Source organism: Paenibacillus sp. tmac-D7, assembly GCF_006519665.1.
GTDB lineage: Bacteria > Bacillota > Bacilli > Paenibacillales > NBRC-103111 > Paenibacillus_G > Paenibacillus_G validus.
This window is the reverse complement of record NZ_VIDW01000004.1, coordinates 99142-116531: the sequence shown is the minus strand read 5'-3', so window position 1 is coordinate 116531 and position 17390 is coordinate 99142. Positions and strand designations below refer to the sequence as shown.

Genomic DNA, 17390 nt, shown 5'->3' with positions numbered 1-17390 from the left:
AGTTGCATGGGAACGCATTCCGGCGTATAAACAGACACCTCCGAAGCATCATAAAATGCTCCGGGGTGTCTTTTTGTGATTTGTGGTTTGACATTCGCTTACGCATCCGTGCTTTCCTCTCCAAAGTCGTCATGTTTGTCCTGATCATGGTTGTTCCGCGAGTATGCGTATAGATCATTGACAAAATTTGAAAGATGTGATAAAACTAACTGATTAGTTATGTGAATTCATAGTTAGTTTTTCTGTTCAAATGTTAACTTATCGTTCAATAATTGAAGAGGTGCCTATATGGAAAGGAATCGAACGAAAAAAGGGGAGTTAAGCCGCATTCGATTATTGGAGGCTGCGACTCAACAATTTGCTCTGAACGGGTACTTTACTACAAAAATAAGCGACATCGTAAAAGCTGCGGGACTCACGCAAGCCGCATTTTATTTGTATTTCCCGAGCAAGGATGCGATTTTTTCCGAACTGGTCAATGAATATCGAATGCGCTTAAAGGTTCTGGCCAATGCAGGGAGTCTGGTAACACCACTGCCAAGCTCTGACGTTCCAGAGCAAGTAAAGGAAAATTTAAAAAATTTGTTCTTATTTCTTAATGCTTCCCCTGAGCTGACCAAAATTGCACTTTATGATTCGCCTGATAGCGAACAAATCAAAAAAGAAATGATGGACATGATCATTCATAACTTACGCAGCAACCAGGAAGCGGGGCACGTCCGAAAAGACCTGCCGATCGAGGTGGCCGCAGAATGTATGGTTGCCATGCTCGAACGAATGGTCACCAAGATTGTGAACGAAGAAACAAATCCGGTTTCCCTTGCAAATGACATAACTGACGTCATACTTTATGGAATTTTATCGCATCGAAAAGATGATGATCATGCCAGAGACTGCATGTAGAGAAAAGACGAAAAGAGGGTTGTAGATGCGAATTAAAGTCGAATTGTCTATTGGTGGTCAAATAGCAAAGGTAGATGAACTCGTGCTCGAGGAAAACAAGCTTGGCGAGCTCATGGACGAAGAGGTCGAACAAGCGATCGAAATGAATATCCGCAACTGGGTGGATAAGATGATCAGCATTCATTGGGAAGTCGTAGAGAAAGACGAAACGCAATAACAGGACTGAACGGTGCGAGACACCGCACGTAACTTTTCAGTTGAATTTTCGTCTAAATAGGGAAAGGAGGTGAGTGATATGACCAAATGGTTCATCTTGCTGCTGGCCACAGCCATGGCCGTCCTGTCCGGACCGCAGCTCTCTCACGCAGAGCAGGAGCTCGCCGCGCCAAGCGTTATGCCTTATGTAACCTTGCTTGACGACTTTACGCTGTATGCAAGCAGCGAGACAAGACCGGATGGGGCCATCGGCGCGCTGAGTGCCCTCCAATCGGTACATCTAGCCCCGATCGAAAGCAGCAGGCTGCTTGACATCACACGTATGGATAAGGTGCGGGTTGAGACGTGGCTTGGCGAAGCATGGATTAACTTGAAGGAAGGCTCCTACAAGTACGGCAAGCTGGAGCTTCAGGAGCAGACGCTGACTTTACTTGAACAGGAGACCCCAATATATGAATCACCGATGAAAATGACAGCGTATGGACTTTCTCCGCAACAGGTTCAGGCGGTTGCTTCCATCAGCGTGTGCGATCCTTACACCCCCTGCTATACGAACGCGAACGATAAGTGGTATTTGATCCAGACCTCCTGGCTTGGAAACAAATGGATTCGTCCGTATCATTTTGCCGAGAAATACAAAGGGGATCCGGTCGAAGGCATGATCGCGATTGCTCAGGAGAGCGAGGTGTACCTATTTCCCTTCGATAATCCGATGACTGACGAGCCAAAGCTGCCTCCTCAGGTGGTGAAGCCTGTCGCGAAGTATATTCAGCAGACGCGCATGGTTCCTCCAAGCGTCTGGTACCAGATCGATACCCCGAAAGGACTGAGATGGATCCACCTTGACTCTTATGGGTACGGATTTGAGGGTGTAGAAAGCGTCGACCTTAAGCTGGACATTCCCGTCCCATTCTACTATTACAGGTCACCCTTCGACTACTACGCGGAGCCATCGGAGCAGCAGCAGCCGCAAGCCGTTCATGCGATTGGCAGAAGAGACGGCTGGTACTTCGTGCTAGCGGACGATTCAGGCAAGTGGATCAACCCGGCCAAGGAAATCGCCTCGCAGTTGACAGGGGATTTTGAGAACGATGCCAAGCTCGGAGTGAAGCAGAGTAATGCCCGCCTCGACCTGACCGAATCATCGATTGCACTCGATACGCCTTATGTAGACAGTTCGTTGCTGAACAACGCGCTAACCTTCACACCGCAAACCATTACCGCTTCACGCGTATGGACGTCCCCTAACGGGGAGTCCTGGTATTACATCCATACGTGGCAGGGCCCTAAATGGGTACGGCCCTGAGCAGGCGTAATCCCTGTGCGCTATGTAGTGATGTCCGCCAAAGAAGCTGGTTAAATACCGTGAGGGCTGCCACATGGCAGTCCTTTGCTGCGCTAACGGACAGACCTCAGCCTCATTATAGCGCTTTCTATTCAATTGAAAATTCAAAAACCGGTTGACAACAAACAACTAAGATATTAGTATATCAGATATAAGGAGGTGATGTGGCCTCACTATAGGAAAATACCAAAAGGAAAGCAGGTGTTATCAAAGCAGAGCATTAATCGATACCCGCGTTCAGCAGAAAAAAGCGGTTGCATAGAAAAGGAAATTATGGTATTCTATTACTAAGATACTAGTATACCAAAAATGAGGTGAACCATGGGAGAGAAGGTCGGCATGTGGTCACAATTAGCGGGTGTCCCTTTAAAACAGGACTATATCAATGTAAAAGGAATTAGAACGCGCATATTGGAAGCAGGAGAAGGAGATCCTCTCATCTTCGTTCACGGTACGGGTGGACATCTTGAAGCATATGCCAGGAACATAGGGAGACTGTCGGAAGACTTCAGGGTAATCGCTTACGATATGGTTGGACACGGATATAGTGACAAACCTGATAGACCGTACACCATCGATTATTTGAGTGATCATCTGGTTGGTCTGGCGGAGGCTTTGGGATTGCAGAAATTCAATCTATCCGGGGAGTCATTGGGAGGATGGGTCGCGGCTTGGACAGCCGCTCATTACCCGGATCTGGTCGATAAAGTGATTCTAAACACTCCCGGTAATATTACCAATAAGCCGGAAGTCATGAAGAAAGTAAAAGATTCCACAATTAGCGCTGTAGTGGAAGCGACTTATGAAAATGTAAGATCGCGGTTGGAGTGGTTGTTTCTTGATAAGAGTTTTGTGACGGATGAACTGGTGAACATTCGTTATCAGATATATACCCAACGGGAGTTTAAAAGGGCAGTCTACAATATTGTGTGTCTACAGGATTGGGAAGTCAGGAAAGATTATGCCTGGGGGCCTGAATGGTGCGGAAAGATCAAGTGTCCAACTTTGCTGTTATGGACAGATAACGATCCCACAGGGACGGTTGATGAAGCATTCATATTAAAGTCATGGATACCTAGCAGCCAGTTATATGTAATCAGCGAAGCCGGCCACTGGCCGCAATGGGAGAAGCCTGGAGAGTTCAATGACGTACATCACAGATTTCTTAAGGAAGGAAGATTGTAAACATGGGGGCAAGAAGAGGAACGGACTATATACAAAGGTTGAAGGACAATCCTCCGGAAACTTGGATCGGCAATGAACAAGTAAAGGATCCAACAACCCATCCGCTTGTAGCGCCGGCTGTAAAATCGATAGCAAGACTGTATGATTCACAATGGGAAAAGGATAAGCGTTCTTATATGTTGTCGAAATCACCTAAAACGGGCGACCTAATCGGTACCTCTTTTCTTGTTCCGAAGTCGAAGGAAGATCTGGTCCGCCGCCGGTTGATGCATAAAGATTGGGCGGAAGAAACGTTTGGGATGATGGGGCGCTCCACTGATTTTATGAGCGCCATGCTGACAGCATGGTATATCCATGCGGATTTCTTTGGCCCTTACGCGGATAATGCCCGGAATTATTTTGAATATGTACGGGAAAATGATTTGTATTTAACCCATGTGCTGATAGATCCTCAGGTAGATCGCGGTAAGGCGCCGTCTGAACAGCCGGATGAATTCACATATCTGGGAGTCGTAAGAGAAACGGATGCCGGTATTATTGTTCGCGGGGCCAAAATGCTGGCTACCGCAGGCCCATATGCGGATGAGATGCTTGTGTGGCCGTTCCATTTGCGAAAACCAACCGAAAAAGATTACAAATATGCAATTTCCTTCGCGCTTCCTCTAAGCACCCCCGGCGTACGATTAATTGCCCGAGAGTCTTTCGTCCGCCAATCCGTATTTGACCATCCGTTGGCTTCGCGGTTTGATGAACTGGATAGTGTAGTTGTATTTGATGATGTGCTGGTTCCATGGGAGCGAGTGTTCATCTATCAGGATGTTGAACGTGTAAACACGATTTGGAAACTAAATTCAAACGCATTTACGGGGCATCAATCCGCTATCCGTTTGCAAGCCAAGCTGCAGTTCCTGGCTGGACTCGTCATGAGAGCAACCGAAATGGTGAATACCAATCAATTTCCTCATGTTCAGGATATGATAGGTGAAATAACCACCTATATTGAATTAATTAGAGCAGCGGTACATTCTTCAGAAGCTACCAGCGAACAAAGTCCTGACGGCATCTATTTACCGAATGTTACTCCTTTGTATGCGATTCGAAATTCGGGTAACCGTTGGTACCCCCGCGTCAGGGAGATCATTCAGTTTGTGGTCGCAGGCGGGTTGATGTATCAACCGGCAAGTGTGGATGTGTTTAATAGTCCGATTGCAAGTGATGTCCGCAAGTATTATCGGGGAGCCGAAGTGACAGCCGAAGAGAAAGTGAAGCTGTTCAAAGCCGCTGCGGAGATTGCTGTTTCAGACTTTGGATCTCGCCATGAATTATATGAGCGCTTCTATGCAGGGGATCCGATGTTTCTGCGTATTCAAACACAATATTCCGGTTATGACAAACGGGAACCTTTGGCTCTGGTAGACAAAATGCTTGCATCGTATGGGATTGAAAATAACAGCAAATTATAGGTGGGATATGCATATGGATTTAAAAGGAAAGAAAGCGTTGGTCACAGCTTCAAGCTCAGGTATTGGCAGAGGGATTGCGGAACGGCTTGCAAAAGAGGGAGCTACCGTATTTTTAAGCGGTATTGAAAGGGATCTGCTTCCACAAACAGCACAGGAAATTCACAGGGAAACAGGTTCGCAAGTGTTTTACCAACCCTCCGATTTCACAAATCCGGCTTCGGTAGATGAATTGGCGAGCGCAGCAATTGCCGAAATGGGCGGCATTGACATCCTTGTCTACAATACCGGAGGCCCAAAACCGGGCAGCTTTCTCAACTTGAGCAGTTCCGATTGGGATTTCTCTTATCGTCTAATTCTGGATGCTGCAATTCGTCTGACAAGAGCGGTGCTGCCTGGCATGCAGGAAAATCAGTGGGGACGTTTAATATATATGACATCATCCTCTGTGATTCGTCCGCTGCCTAACCTTCACTTGTCCAATGTAATGCGGGCTGGTGTTAAAGCGCTTTCAGAATCGCTCGCTTGCGAAGTAGGGCCTTACGGCGTGACAACTAATGTGATTGCGCCAGCTCATATCGATACGGATCGCATCCGGCAAATCGCTGATTACAGAGCGAAACAAGCAGGGATACCTCTAGAAGAGGTTCTTAGGCAAGACCAGGAGAGCATTCCTGTCGGACGGTTCGGCAAGCCGGATGATGTGGCCTCCCTCGTAGCATTTCTTGCTTCGGAGCACGCTTCCTTCATAACAGGTCAAACCCATGTTATTGACGGGGGGTTCACCATTGTAAGTCCACTCTGAACTGGGGAGGTAAAGAAATGCATCATGGGAACAAACCGACAAGCGAACAAAAACTGAATTCTTTCTTTGCCAATTTAAAAAAGTTGAAACAGCGTGACCATCAAGAAATTTCTTCCGATGGTCTGGTCGTGCACTCCGAAGACGCAATTTGGCTTGATAGCCAAGCAACAGGGAACCCAAGTGAAATTGGAATTTTAGTAGATATTCCTGCCAAATCGTTGGAATTTTATTTGCAAAAAATACCGGCAAACAGCAGTTCAGATCTGCAGCGTCATGTTCATGAATCGGTCCATTATGTAATCGAAGGGGAAGGCTATTCGGAAATCGGCGATCAGGTTGTAACGTGGTCAAAGGGAGATTTTGTTTATACTCCTCCATGGATTTGGCATCGACACTACAATCCGCATTCTGCTGAAGTACAAATGCTGTTGGTTGAAAACTCCAGAGCCTTGGACGCACTTGACGCTAATCGCCGGGAAAGTCTAGGGATGGTTAGTTTTGAAAAATATTTTAAAAATAATAGCGTGAAAAATGAAGGAGGTATAGGAAATGGGGATTTTTAAATTTGCCAACGGAACAATTAATGTCATCGATTTAGCAAAATCAATTGAATTCTACCGCGATATTATCGGATTGCATGAAATTGCAAGAGAGAAAGATACGGTTTATTTCGGCTGTGGGGCTGATCATAACTATGACCTAGCCATTAAACAAGGTGGAACAGGTTTAGACCTTTTTGCACTGCAGGTAGTGAACGAAGAGGATCTCGGCTATTTTGAGAAAAAACTGTCATCACTGGGCGTACCCAGTCAACGTTTGACGGATCCGGAACCAGGGAAAAAGGCAGCGCTGCGGTTTGCGGCCCCCTCGAATCACCAAATGGAACTGGTACTTCTGGATCACCGGCCCAAATACATTCATCCTGTAGTGGGCAATAAAGGAAGCAGAGGTCTTGGTTTGCTGGATGCCGATCATATCACGGTACATACCAAGGACGTCAACGGATTTGTGCAATTTTTGAAAGATGCTCTTGATTTTAGCGTCTCCGATGTGTTCGAGCCGGCGCCCGGCATATGGGGAGCAGCGTGGACGCATGCTTCCGATTACCATCATGACGTGGCTGCGATAGGCACTCCGGAACATACGACCCTGCATCATTACGCATTTCAGGTAAACGGTTTAGAGGATATGAAGCGGGCCGCAGATTTGCTCGCGCAGGCCGGTTATAAAATTGAAGTTGGTCCGGGAAGACATTCGGTAGGCGGCAATCTGTATACGTATTTTATGGATCCGAGCGGAAACCGAATGGAGCTGTCTGCTGAAATGCCAAGAGCGGATCACGCTATTTCCCATAGAGTGTGGGAGGATTTCCCGACCGCATTCAGTTCATGGGGGGCATTTCCAGTCGAATCATTCGGTAAGGGGTCTTGAGGCATTTAATTGAAATTCATGGAGAAACAAAACCGCAGTGTATTTGGACTCAAAACTGTAATCGCTTTCATTTTGATCGATTGGATTGGCCTAACATCGGTTTGGTGCTTGAAAGAAACGGTAATGTTACCGGTACGGCTGCTGGTGCAGCCGTGCTGGGACACCCGGCCCGTGCGGATGCTTGGTTAGCCAATAAATGGTCGGAATATTTGATTATAGAAGATCAATTCGCCAAAATTATAATTGCCCATGTGGCGTGAAGGAGACAGTAGGATGATTTTACGACTGGGACACACGGAACTTTTCGTTACCGATTTGGAAAAGGCCAGGGAATTTTATGTTGATGTATTGGGCTTTCGTGAACATGATTCTGACAAGCAGCATATATACTTGCGGGGGGTAGACGAGTTCGATACCCATACGCTTACGCTTACGAAAAATAGCTACAGTGGACTAGGTCATTTCGCTCTGCGGGTTTCGGATCCTGAAGATTTGGAACGATTGGCTTACCATCACAAAAAATTGGGAATTCCGTATACGAGGGTACCCGATGGTGCCGAGCCGGGGCAAGGTGCTTCATTGCGAATCGTGGAACCGAACGGACATCCGATTGAATTTTACCACGACATGCAACAAATTGATATATTTGACGAAACCGGGCGGTTAAAAAGATTGCCGATGCGTTTTACTCATACGGATAAAGGAATTCCACCGCTGCGGATCGATCATGTCAATTTGCGTGTAGCCAGTGTTGACAAGGCATTAAATTACTGGAGAGACGAATTGAATTTTAGTGTTTCTGAATATGTGGAGCGGGACGGAGAAACTTTCGCAGCGTGGACCCGGCGTTTCCCTGGTACGCACGATGTCGCACTTGTGAAAGCAAGCGGAGCGGCATTGCATCATGTGGCGTACACGGTGCAGGGGCCGGCTGAAATTATTCGAACCGCCGATCTGCTGGCTGATGCCGGCTATCAAGATTCGATTGAATACGGACCGGGACGACACGGTTTGAGCAATGCGTTCTTCTTGTACATCCGCGATCCGGATGGGAATAGAATGGAAATTTATACCGGGGATTATTTACGGGATCTAGATATGCCGCCTGTAAAATGGACCTGGGAGGATTACAACACCAGAGGAAGACTTTGGTGGGGAGCCGCTCATCCTGAACGATTCCAGGAAACAAGACCGGTCAACCAGAATTGGCTGTAACAGGCAGCAGGCTGCTGAGATATCCGTTCATTTCACTCTTACGTTTTCCTTGCTGAAAATTAAGACGTTAGGAGGGTTCGGCGCTGGGCTTTGTGTTTCTCTTCCATTGGTTCCCGAGCGGGGTCGTGCCATAGCAGCCGGTTGGTCATATATTGACTATCTATATCCATCTATGTATAATGAAATTATTGAAGTTGTAAGCGCATACACAATCTCCCGAAACGTTCTAATATTCTAGTATTTCAACCAACTCGCAATTGCTCAACAAACAACAAACAACAAGCAACCCCAGCGCAGGAACCACCGCCAGCACGATCGCTATCTTACACTACCTTCACAGCAGTATTCTACACACTCAACCAAGCCGCACGCTAAAGTCAGCAAGCAAAGAACAGCTATCCATATCGGAATCCAAGAAAATTAATAACCGATTTAAGATTCTAGAATCTGAACTTAAGTCAAAACGTAAACCGTTGATGAAGAGAAGGGAGCGATTAACAAGTGACAATTCCAAAAAAAGTGGGCGAAGATGTTTGTTTATCGGATGGTACAAAGGTTAAAGATTTGTTGGATTTGGATGAAGGGTATATCTCATCGCGAGTCATCGGTGATCCCGAAATTCATCAGATGGAAATTGAAAAAATATTTTCCAAAATCTGGATTCCTGTTGCTCATGAATCTGAAATACCGAATAAAGGCGATTATGTCTTGAGATTTATTGGAAACGAAGAGGTGATTGTTTCGCGTTCAGAGGCGGGTGTCGTCAACATTGTACTGAACGCTTGTACGCATAGAGGTTCTCCTGTATGCCGCTCTGAAATGGGAAACTCTTCCCATTTCAGATGTCCTTACCATGGATTTACGTTTAAACAGAATGGAGATCTCATCGGAGTTCCGGCCCATAAGGAGGCCTTCGGTGATGGCTTTGATAAAAGTCAGTACAGTCTGGTAAAGGCGAGGGCCGCCACCTATGCAGGGCTTATTTTTGGGACCTTTAACGAATCAGCTCCTCCTTTAGAAGAGCAGCTGGGAAGCTTGAAGTGGTACCTGGATATGATGCTGCAGCACACGAATGAGGGCATGGAAGTGATCGGAGCACCACAGCGTTGGACCGTAAAGTCGAACTGGAAGCTAGGTGCCGACAACTTTGTTGGGGATGCTTATCATACATTTATGACCCACCAGTCAGCTGTGCAATTAAAGCTTGTTCCGAGTGGGGATCCGAAGTTTGCGTTCTATGGCGTACATGTTTCTTGCGAGAATGGAAATGGTCTTGGATTGATCGGCGGTCCACCCGAATATGAGCTTCCGCCTTTCTACGGCGTTCCCCAAGATATCGTCGAAAAGATTGAACAGAAATTAACACCTGAACATCAAAAAGCGTTTAGACGACTCGCTTATATTCATGGAAACATATACCCGAACATGTCGTTTGGATATTTCTCTTGGGCAACGGAAGATGGAAAGCATCCGGGTTCCTATTTGACATTAAGACAATGGGTACCGAAAGGACCACATGAAATGGAAGTCTTCTCTTGGGTGCTTGTCGAGAAAGAAGCACCCGATTGGTGGAAAGAGCTTGCAAGAGAGACGTATGTCCGAACATTTGGATCGAGTGGTATGCTGGAACAAGATGATACGGAAATGTGGAAAAACATTACTCGGGCCACCAAGGGATATATAGCGCAATCGAAATTAAAATTTATTTATCGCATGGGTATTGATCGAAAGCCCGAGCAAGGCGATTGGCCAGGGCCAGGAACGGTTTATCAAGGGGATTACAGCGAGGCTAACCAATTGAACATTTGGCATCAATGGCAAAAATTATTGACCGACAGCAATGAATGATCATCTTTCAACACCAATTGGAAAATAACATGCAGAGGAGGAGAGTACATGCATTCTACCAGCATTAGAATTGGAAATCCTGTTTATTTCGAAATTGTGGAATTTCTACAAAATGAAGCAGAAGTACTGGACAGCGGGGACTTTCGGGAATGGTTAAACATGTTAGATCAAGAGATTCAGTACATCATGCCTGTAAGGACGAATCGCGAGCGAGTACACGGAGAAGGTTTTATTGGAAATATGTATCACTTTGAGGAGAACTTTGCTTCTCTGAGGAAAAGGGTAGAGCGGTTTGAGACGGAATTTGCTTGGGCGGAAGATCCGCCGTCTCGTACAAGAAGGTTTATCAATAATGTTCGTGTCGAGCAAACGGCTGAACATGAATTTAAAGTAAAGAGCTACCTTCTTCTAACCCGCAGCCGTGGTAACGAACCTGAATATGGCCTTATTACTTGTGTTCGTAACGACATCCTGACGCGTGCCGGGCAAGAAATTAAATTAAAAACAAGAGAAATACTGATCGATCAAACGACATTAGGGATGGACAATATAGCGGTCTTTTTCTAAATCTGATGGTTCAGCAATGATTCTGAGATTGGATATGAATCCACTGGGAGGAACCGAAGTTGACAAATCGATTAGCAAACAAAGTCGCGTTTATTACGGGGGCAGCAGGAGGTCAAGGGCGAGCGGCGGCAGTTGTTTTTGCCCGTGAAGGAGCGAAAGTGGCGGCCATCGACATGGATGCGAATGGTCTCCAGGAAACGGTCAGGCTAGTAAGCGAAGCAGGTGGTGAAGCCATCGCTATTGAATGCGATGTTACCCATGAAGAACAAGTCAAGCAAGCGATTCAAAAGACGGTGGATGCTTTTGGGAAGTTGACTACGATTTACAACAATGCAGGGATTGCTCATAAAAACTTTATGATATCGGTAGAAGACACAAGTGTGGAAGAATGGGATAAAATTCAAAATGTAAATACAAGAGGGTTGTTCTTTGTATCGAAGTATGGCATTGCTGAACTATTACGCGCAGGCGGTGGAACTATAATCAATACAGCATCCACAGCTGCCTTAATCAACAGTCCAGGCGGTCCTTCCTATTCCGCATCTAAGGGAGCCATCATTTCGTTTACGCGTCAAGTCGCTGCATCCTATGCGAGAAAAGGGATTCGCGCTAACGTCATTGCCCCGGGGTATGTAATTACAGCGATGACGAAGGCCATGGAAGAAGTTTTGCCAGAGTTAGACAAAGTGGCTTCCGAAGCAACTCCCCTTGGCAGAGGAGCACAGCCGGAAGAAATTGCGAATATTGCTCTTTTCCTGGCTTCCGACGAATCTTCGTTTGTCACAGGTTCTGTGATTGTCGCCGATGGAGGATTGACGATCGTTTAAAACCAGTTAAGGGAGTGGTTTCCATGTGGTTAGTTCAATTAGGTATAAAAAAATCGATGGATCAAATCGATCCGACATGGTTTGAACAACATAATAACCGCAATCAACAATTACGCGAAAAAGGCGTCATAGCGGCTAACGGGCCCTTTGCCGATGGAAGCGGCGGTTGTATTGTTTACAACTGCTCAAAAGAGGAATTTGTGTCCATTATCGAATCCGACCCCTTAGTTGTCAATGGCGTTGTTGACTACGAGTACAAGGAATGGAACGCTGCGTTTTAAGCGAAATCAGTAGCAGTCTGTACTTGCGTAACTCATAGAAAGGAGGAGGAAAATGCCAGCCGAACCGCAAATTATAGTGGGTAATGAGTTTACCCAAGTGCTCATTAAGAAGGTATATACAAGAAACGGAGAGAGGTTGGAAATTACTTCGCCAAAGTTAAATCAATCGATTCTACTCGATCCGTTAGCCCTTGAAAGCTTGACCTGGCAGGAGCCTGAAGTGTTTACGGAATTTTTAGCTAAACCATTCGGTAAATAAGGCTAAATATGAACAAGTAGCCGTGTCCTTCGTAGATCTCTTTAGATCTACAGGACACGGTTTACTATTATTGACATAAAATACCTTAATTTGAGAAATTTATGATAAAGAGTTATAATATCCTATTATGTTGAGAAGCTTTACATGGAGGACGTCGCAGTGAATAAAATGGACCTATCCTTGTCCAAAACCATTCGAACCTATGAATATATAAAAGATGGCCTGAAGTCCGGAAGATGGGTTTTTGGGGATGAAATATCGGTTGTTGAAGTAGCAGATGAGCTTGAGGTTTCCAGGCGTCCTGTCATCGATGCTCTAAAGAAACTGGAAGCGGAGTATTTTGTTGAAATTGTTCCGCAAACCGGGTGTCGTGTAAAGAAGTATTCACAGGATGAAATGGCTGACCATTTTTTGACGGTTATGGCCCTGGAGGGAATGGCAGCTTATTTGGCTGCACAAAGAAGAGAAGACCGGGAGGTCAATGAATTATATTTGATCAATGAACAACTGGAAAAAGTGATTAATGAAAGATTTTCCAGGGATAGGTATTTTCATGAGAACCGGGAGCTGCATTATGTGATTTTGAAAATGTCCAGATCGGAAAAGCTGTTAAGTATGACGAAGAGTCAATGGGATTTAAATGATTTTTTCCTTTGCAACATCCCTTTACTTGAACAAAATCTAAACCGTACAATCACTGAGCATGAGATGATCATTGAAAAGATTGCAGATAAAGACGCTGTAGGTGCACGGACATTAATGGAAACGCATATTCATACCTTTGCAACACTCGTTCAAAAGAAAATCGTGCCGAACTCAGCGGGCTCGAGATCGTCGGCTACTGATTCACAACGCTGACCGGACCGGCACCCTCGTTCAAGTTATCTGCGATTGTCAGGATAACAGGGCAATGATCGCTGCCTGTAACATGGGCATCAATCTGTGCGTCAAGTAAGGAGGGAGCAAGTCTTGAAGAGGCGAGGAAGTAATCGATTCGCCATCCGATATTCCGCTCTCTCACCTTAGGCATATGCGACCACCATGTATAGGCATCTGCCTGGTCGGGGTAGAAATGTCTGAAGGTGTCGATAAAGCCGGCATCCAGCAATTGGGTCATTTTGCTTCGTTCTTCCGGGGTAAAGCCAGAGTTGTTACGATTGGACTTCGCGTTCTTGAGGTCAATCTCGTGGTGGGCCACATTGAGATCACCACAAATAATAACAGGCTTATGTGCATCCAACTGCTGAAGGTAGCTTCGGAACCGGTCTTCCCATTCCAGTCGATATTCCAGCCTGGACAGATCGCGTCTTGCATTCGGCGTGTATACATTGACTAAATAGAAGGCGTCGAACTCCAGCGTGATGATCCGCCCCTCAGGTTCTTGATCCTCCTCCAAGCCGAGTCGTACGGAAAGCGGTTTGATCTTTGTTAATACAGCAGTTCCGGAATACCCCTTCTTAACGGCGTAATTCCAATACTGATCATACGCCGTACCATATTCCAGACGAATTTGCCCTTCTTGCAGTTTCGTTTCTTGAATACAGAAAATATCGGCGTCCATTTTTGTAAAGTAGTCGTTAAATCCTTTATTCACACACGCCCTTAAACCGTTAACATTCCATGATACCAGCTTCATTGTCGTTCATCTCCTTGCAGCGCACGTTTCTAGTAGTATATCATATTTAGACATGCCCACGGTTGCAGGGATAGTAAAAAGGATATGATATCTATAACATCGAATTTCAAATCAAGTCGGTTGATAATGGAGTGAGCAGAATGAGAGAATGGATACTGGCCCTGCTGGCAGGGCTTATCGTTGGATGCATTTTTAAGCTGCTCAAATTACCGCTTCCAGCCCCGCCTGTCCTGCCCGGGATACTGGGCATCGTAGGCATATATTTGGGCGGTATCCTCACGCAGCGCTTGTTGGAATGGTTGAAATGACAGACCCGCGTAAAATAGAACTTGGACACGAATAGTATGGTGCGTCAAGTTACCGGAAATCTGGAGGGACCGGGCTATGTCCGTAAAACAAACGCTTGTACCCAACAAGAACCTGGACGAGAACTGGGTCTACCTGATGATCGCAGCTCGCGATTCAGGGCTTTCCACGGAGGAAGTCCGGCAATTTTTCCGCGAATGCAAACAAAACGAAGATGATGATGAGCTGAAACGTTAACTTCAAGAGAGAAAAAAGCTGCGCAGGTAAACAAATTTTTTTTAACCTGTATTGATAGCGCTTACATGGTTATGATATAAAAAATAATCATCCACACTATGAACATTTTTTGTTAAAATATTGTTATACTGCAGGATGACAAAGGGGTCACTACCATGATTGGCAAGAAAGTCAAGCAGCTGCGCTTGGAACAAGGCTTTACCCTTACCGAATTGGCAGAGAAAGCGGGGGTAGCGAAATCCTATTTGAGCTCGATCGAACGCGAGGTCCAGTCGAATCCATCGATCCAGTTTCTTGAAAAGATTAGTGCGGTGTTGGGCGTTCCGCTGGAAACGTTTATTCAACATCACCCCCATCCTCATGAGCAGTTGGATGAGGAATGGCTTGGTCTGGTAAGAGAGGCCATGGATTCGGGCATCAGCAAAGAGCAGTTTGTGGAATTTTTGGAGTATAACAAGTGGCGCAACAGGCAGAAACGCTCCGAGGAATGATAGAGATAAAGCTGGTGCGGGCGAGTGAATGGTTGTACCAATGCCCCTATAACCTATGAGTTTCCGCTCATCGGCTATGGGGGCATTTTTGCTGCTTTAAGCTGTGCGCCGGTAAAGTACGGCTATGGTTGGGAAACGTGATCGTCAATCTGATGAAAAGCGTCCTTCATCAGGTCGTAGCTTTTCTTGAGGCGCTCGACGTACTGGACCTTGTTCCAGGCAGGCCATGTATAGGCCGGCAGCTTGGAGACAGGGTATTCGGCGCCGGCGTCTTTCACCAATCCGCGGACGGAACCGTCCGAGCGCTGAACGATCCAAGGAAGCAAGCGAATCCCTTGGGTTGTCGTGGCTGCCAGTTTACCATCCTTCTCGCCGTAGCTCATGACCTGCAGGGAACTGGGGTCGGTGAAACCGAGCAACATCCAGGGGATACGCATCTCTACGACGCTGCCCTTGGCCTGCCACATGGTTAAGGAATTGAAGTCCGCCGAGGCCGGATCCGTCGATCCGCGCTTCAGCATCCCGGCAGGTACATCCTGAAACGGATTGTACCGGGTGGAATCCGGCGGAATCTGCTCCAGACCCACGGCCAGCTTCCACGGGTTAAATATACCGGAATCGTCTTTCATGTCCTCGGGCTTGACCTTCAGCATCCCATACTGATTGCCGTATAACCGGGTGTGAAAATCGTAGTTAGATGCGATCTTCACTTGGCTTTCATTGTCTTTTCCGAGCTCAATGAGCGTTTCCAGCCCTTCGTCGAGCTTGGCTCCGCCCAGTTCCTTCGCATGCCGGTTGCCGCCGGGAATCGTATCGACGCCGAAGTAGAGCTTCTCGCGCTCCGGATCAAACGGCTGCTCCAGCTCGCCCGCGATGTAGACGTAGGCCTCGTCATGGGTCATCCAAATGGATTTCCATCCCGGATAGCCGCCCGCGAGCGTTCGCTTCTCGTCCTCTTTAAGCGATTGCCAGTCGCTTGCGTCTCCGTCGATTTGGAGCGTCCCGGCCTTGCCGGACATCTCGGCCACCAGCCCGAAATGTTGTTCGTTCGTCAAGACGTTGTTCCACAGCTTGCGGCGGCTTTGCGGGATTTCGAAGTGCATCGTGTTCCAGGTGCGCTTAAACCACTCGTCCTGCCAGGAGAAGACGATACCTCCCGCCATGCCTGCGCTTGCAATATCCTGCAGGAGAGAGGCGTTGATCTGTCCCTGCTGCGTCTCGTCATGCCCTCCTTGATGCCGGTCTTTATTGGCCAGATGTCCGATTCCCAAAGAGGAAGGAACGCCGAATTCCGTAATCATAACCGGCATGTCCTTATGGTAGGCCTTCAACTTGGTCAAATAGCTTAAGTAGGTGTTGGCCGTTCCGTCCTTGTCCTTCATATCCATCAACGTTTGATCCAAGAGGAAAAAGTCGGGATAATAAGGATAAGCGTGAAAGGATGCAAAATATCCGGCAGGCCAGTTGTGCGCATTCAGGCGGGTCGCATCGACGCTTACCATATCCTCTTGAACGAGGACCTCGCCGGGATGCTTGAGCGGATCGGTTGTAACCCAATTCGTAAAGGTCAACGGATGCTTCCAACCGTTCTCCGACTCCAGCACCGCCAAATGGTCGAGCATTTCCGCAAGCCAGTTCTCAAAAGGGGAAGCGTTCGGTTTAGCGGAAATGTGGGTGCCTTGGAAGCCGGTCTTGTCTTTATGCAGGTCGTTGGTATTCTGAACCATCTTCGGATCCCATTCCGTCCCGATATGCCACGCCAGCAAATAAGGGCCGGCATTGTAACGGTAGGAGCCGGTCGCCTTGCCGAGCCGCTCCGGAATATCGGCGGTCCCGTACACCGCTCCTACGGCATAGGTGATTTCGCTTTGAAACTCCGAGTAAATCGCTTCGAGGTAGGCGTCTTTTGATTCGATCAGCTCATCTTCCGGAGTCCATACGCCCTGAATGAAATAGAGCGGCTGGTCCGCATGACGCTGGTTGTATTCCACAAGCGCTTGATAAAAAACCGGCGTTAGAATCGTATATACCCGAATCGTATTGGCGCCGAGCTCTTGAATTTGTTTGAACCATTCCAAATACTTTTCCTTGCTGATCGGCAGCTCGCCCGGGTCATGCCCGGGAAGCGCAGCACCCACATTGACTCCTTTGACAAAAAAAGGAATCCATTGCTGCTTATCGTACATCTCGATGTGATCCCCCAGCGTACGGAACTTGATTTGCGATCCGTCCGCGCTTTGGACGCTCTCCACTTTCTTGGTTGGCCAGTAATGCCAGACCAGGAAAAAGGCGACGGACAGCAAGGCAAAGCGCATCAGCCAGGCGATGGGTGAAGTGTTCCCTTTCATGGGCACGAACTCCTTTTATCCACAAGCTAA

General features: G+C 47.0%; 21 protein-coding genes. 19 read left to right on the top strand and 2 right to left on the bottom strand.

Translation table 11 applies throughout. The features are described 5' to 3' along the window. Positions 1-288: 288 nt before the first annotated feature. The 16 genes from FKP33_RS04520 to FKP33_RS04445 all read left to right on the top strand — a co-directional run bounded on the left by FKP33_RS04520 (position 289) and on the right by FKP33_RS04445 (position 13200). Positions 289-903 (top strand): TetR/AcrR family transcriptional regulator, encoded by a 615-nt coding sequence (locus FKP33_RS04520; protein WP_141334024.1) that lies wholly within the window; start codon positions 289-291, stop codon positions 901-903. 25 nt (positions 904-928) lie between these two features. Next, positions 929-1120 carry a hypothetical protein gene (locus tag FKP33_RS04515; protein ID WP_054795259.1) on the top strand — a complete coding sequence of 64 codons (192 nt, stop codon included), beginning with the start codon at positions 929-931 and terminating at the stop codon, positions 1118-1120. A 78-nt stretch (positions 1121-1198) separates the two neighbouring features. Beyond that, on the top strand, positions 1199-2425 hold the full coding sequence (locus tag FKP33_RS04510; RefSeq protein WP_141334023.1) for a hypothetical protein: 1227 nt from the start codon (positions 1199-1201) through the stop codon (positions 2423-2425). Positions 2426-2785: 360 nt separating this feature from the next. Next, positions 2786-3649, top strand: coding sequence for an alpha/beta fold hydrolase (locus FKP33_RS04505; RefSeq protein ID WP_127605611.1), 864 nt, complete (start codon positions 2786-2788; stop codon positions 3647-3649). A gap of 2 nt (positions 3650-3651) precedes the next feature. After that, complete coding sequence (locus FKP33_RS04500) at positions 3652-5112, top strand: 4-hydroxyphenylacetate 3-hydroxylase family protein (RefSeq protein WP_141334022.1); 1461 nt, start codon at positions 3652-3654, stop codon at positions 5110-5112. A 13-nt stretch (positions 5113-5125) separates the two neighbouring features. Beyond that, positions 5126-5914 (top strand): SDR family oxidoreductase, encoded by a 789-nt coding sequence (locus tag FKP33_RS04495; RefSeq protein ID WP_054795256.1) that lies wholly within the window; start codon positions 5126-5128, stop codon positions 5912-5914. 17 nt (positions 5915-5931) lie between these two features. After that, complete coding sequence (locus FKP33_RS04490) at positions 5932-6477, top strand: cupin domain-containing protein (protein WP_141334021.1); 546 nt, start codon at positions 5932-5934, stop codon at positions 6475-6477. After that, entirely contained in the window at positions 6464-7345 is an 882-nt protein-coding gene (locus FKP33_RS04485; RefSeq protein ID WP_127605605.1) for a VOC family protein, read from the top strand. The genes FKP33_RS04490 and FKP33_RS04485 overlap by 14 nt, the downstream gene beginning before the upstream one ends. After that, the gene (locus tag FKP33_RS04480; RefSeq protein ID WP_181410041.1) at positions 7342-7605 is read left to right on the top strand and encodes a hypothetical protein; all 264 of its coding nucleotides are present in this window, start codon (positions 7342-7344) and stop codon (positions 7603-7605) included. The genes FKP33_RS04485 and FKP33_RS04480 overlap by 4 nt, the downstream gene beginning before the upstream one ends. 13 nt (positions 7606-7618) lie before the next feature. Continuing rightward, positions 7619-8560, top strand: a complete 942-nt coding sequence (hpaD, locus tag FKP33_RS04475) for a 3,4-dihydroxyphenylacetate 2,3-dioxygenase (RefSeq protein ID WP_141334019.1) — start codon at positions 7619-7621, stop codon at positions 8558-8560. A gap of 501 nt (positions 8561-9061) precedes the next feature. Then, on the top strand, positions 9062-10408 hold the full coding sequence (locus FKP33_RS04470; protein WP_127605599.1) for an aromatic ring-hydroxylating oxygenase subunit alpha: 1347 nt from the start codon (positions 9062-9064) through the stop codon (positions 10406-10408). Between the two features lie 48 nt (positions 10409-10456). Further along, positions 10457-10975 carry an aromatic-ring-hydroxylating dioxygenase subunit beta gene (locus tag FKP33_RS04465; RefSeq protein WP_054799067.1) on the top strand — a complete coding sequence of 173 codons (519 nt, stop codon included), beginning with the start codon at positions 10457-10459 and terminating at the stop codon, positions 10973-10975. A 59-nt stretch (positions 10976-11034) separates the two neighbouring features. After that, complete coding sequence (locus FKP33_RS04460; protein ID WP_127605597.1) at positions 11035-11802, top strand: SDR family NAD(P)-dependent oxidoreductase; 768 nt, start codon at positions 11035-11037, stop codon at positions 11800-11802. A gap of 23 nt (positions 11803-11825) precedes the next feature. Beyond that, positions 11826-12083, top strand: coding sequence for a YciI family protein (locus tag FKP33_RS04455; RefSeq protein WP_127605595.1), 258 nt, complete (start codon positions 11826-11828; stop codon positions 12081-12083). A 52-nt stretch (positions 12084-12135) separates the two neighbouring features. Continuing rightward, complete coding sequence (locus FKP33_RS04450) at positions 12136-12342, top strand: hypothetical protein (protein ID WP_054795247.1); 207 nt, start codon at positions 12136-12138, stop codon at positions 12340-12342. A gap of 168 nt (positions 12343-12510) precedes the next feature. Continuing rightward, positions 12511-13200 carry a GntR family transcriptional regulator gene (locus FKP33_RS04445; protein WP_258313373.1) on the top strand — a complete coding sequence of 230 codons (690 nt, stop codon included), beginning with the start codon at positions 12511-12513 and terminating at the stop codon, positions 13198-13200. Here the strand turns inward: FKP33_RS04445 and FKP33_RS04440 are convergent. After that, positions 13181-13978, bottom strand: a complete 798-nt coding sequence (locus FKP33_RS04440) for an exodeoxyribonuclease III (RefSeq protein ID WP_141334017.1) — start codon at positions 13976-13978, stop codon at positions 13181-13183. The two genes, FKP33_RS04445 and FKP33_RS04440, sit on opposite strands and share 20 nt — an antisense overlap. Before the next feature lie 140 nt (positions 13979-14118). Here FKP33_RS04440 and FKP33_RS04435 point away from each other — a divergent pair, with 140 nt between their 5' ends. The 3 genes from FKP33_RS04435 (at position 14119) to FKP33_RS04425 (ending at position 15012) form a co-directional block, all read left to right on the top strand. Next, positions 14119-14286: a XapX domain-containing protein gene (locus tag FKP33_RS04435; protein WP_127605591.1), complete on the top strand. Its 168-nt coding sequence runs from the start codon at positions 14119-14121 to the stop codon at positions 14284-14286. A gap of 76 nt (positions 14287-14362) precedes the next feature. Further along, a complete protein-coding gene (locus tag FKP33_RS04430) occupies positions 14363-14521 on the top strand; it encodes an anti-repressor SinI family protein (RefSeq protein ID WP_127605589.1) in 159 nt (52 codons plus the stop codon). A gap of 155 nt (positions 14522-14676) precedes the next feature. After that, the gene (locus FKP33_RS04425) at positions 14677-15012 is read left to right on the top strand and encodes a helix-turn-helix domain-containing protein (RefSeq protein WP_054795244.1); all 336 of its coding nucleotides are present in this window, start codon (positions 14677-14679) and stop codon (positions 15010-15012) included. A gap of 122 nt (positions 15013-15134) precedes the next feature. Here FKP33_RS04425 and FKP33_RS04420 read toward each other — a convergent pair whose 3' ends face one another. Next, entirely contained in the window at positions 15135-17360 is a 2226-nt protein-coding gene (locus FKP33_RS04420; protein WP_258313368.1) for a hypothetical protein, read from the bottom strand. Positions 17361-17390: the final 30 nt, after the last annotated feature.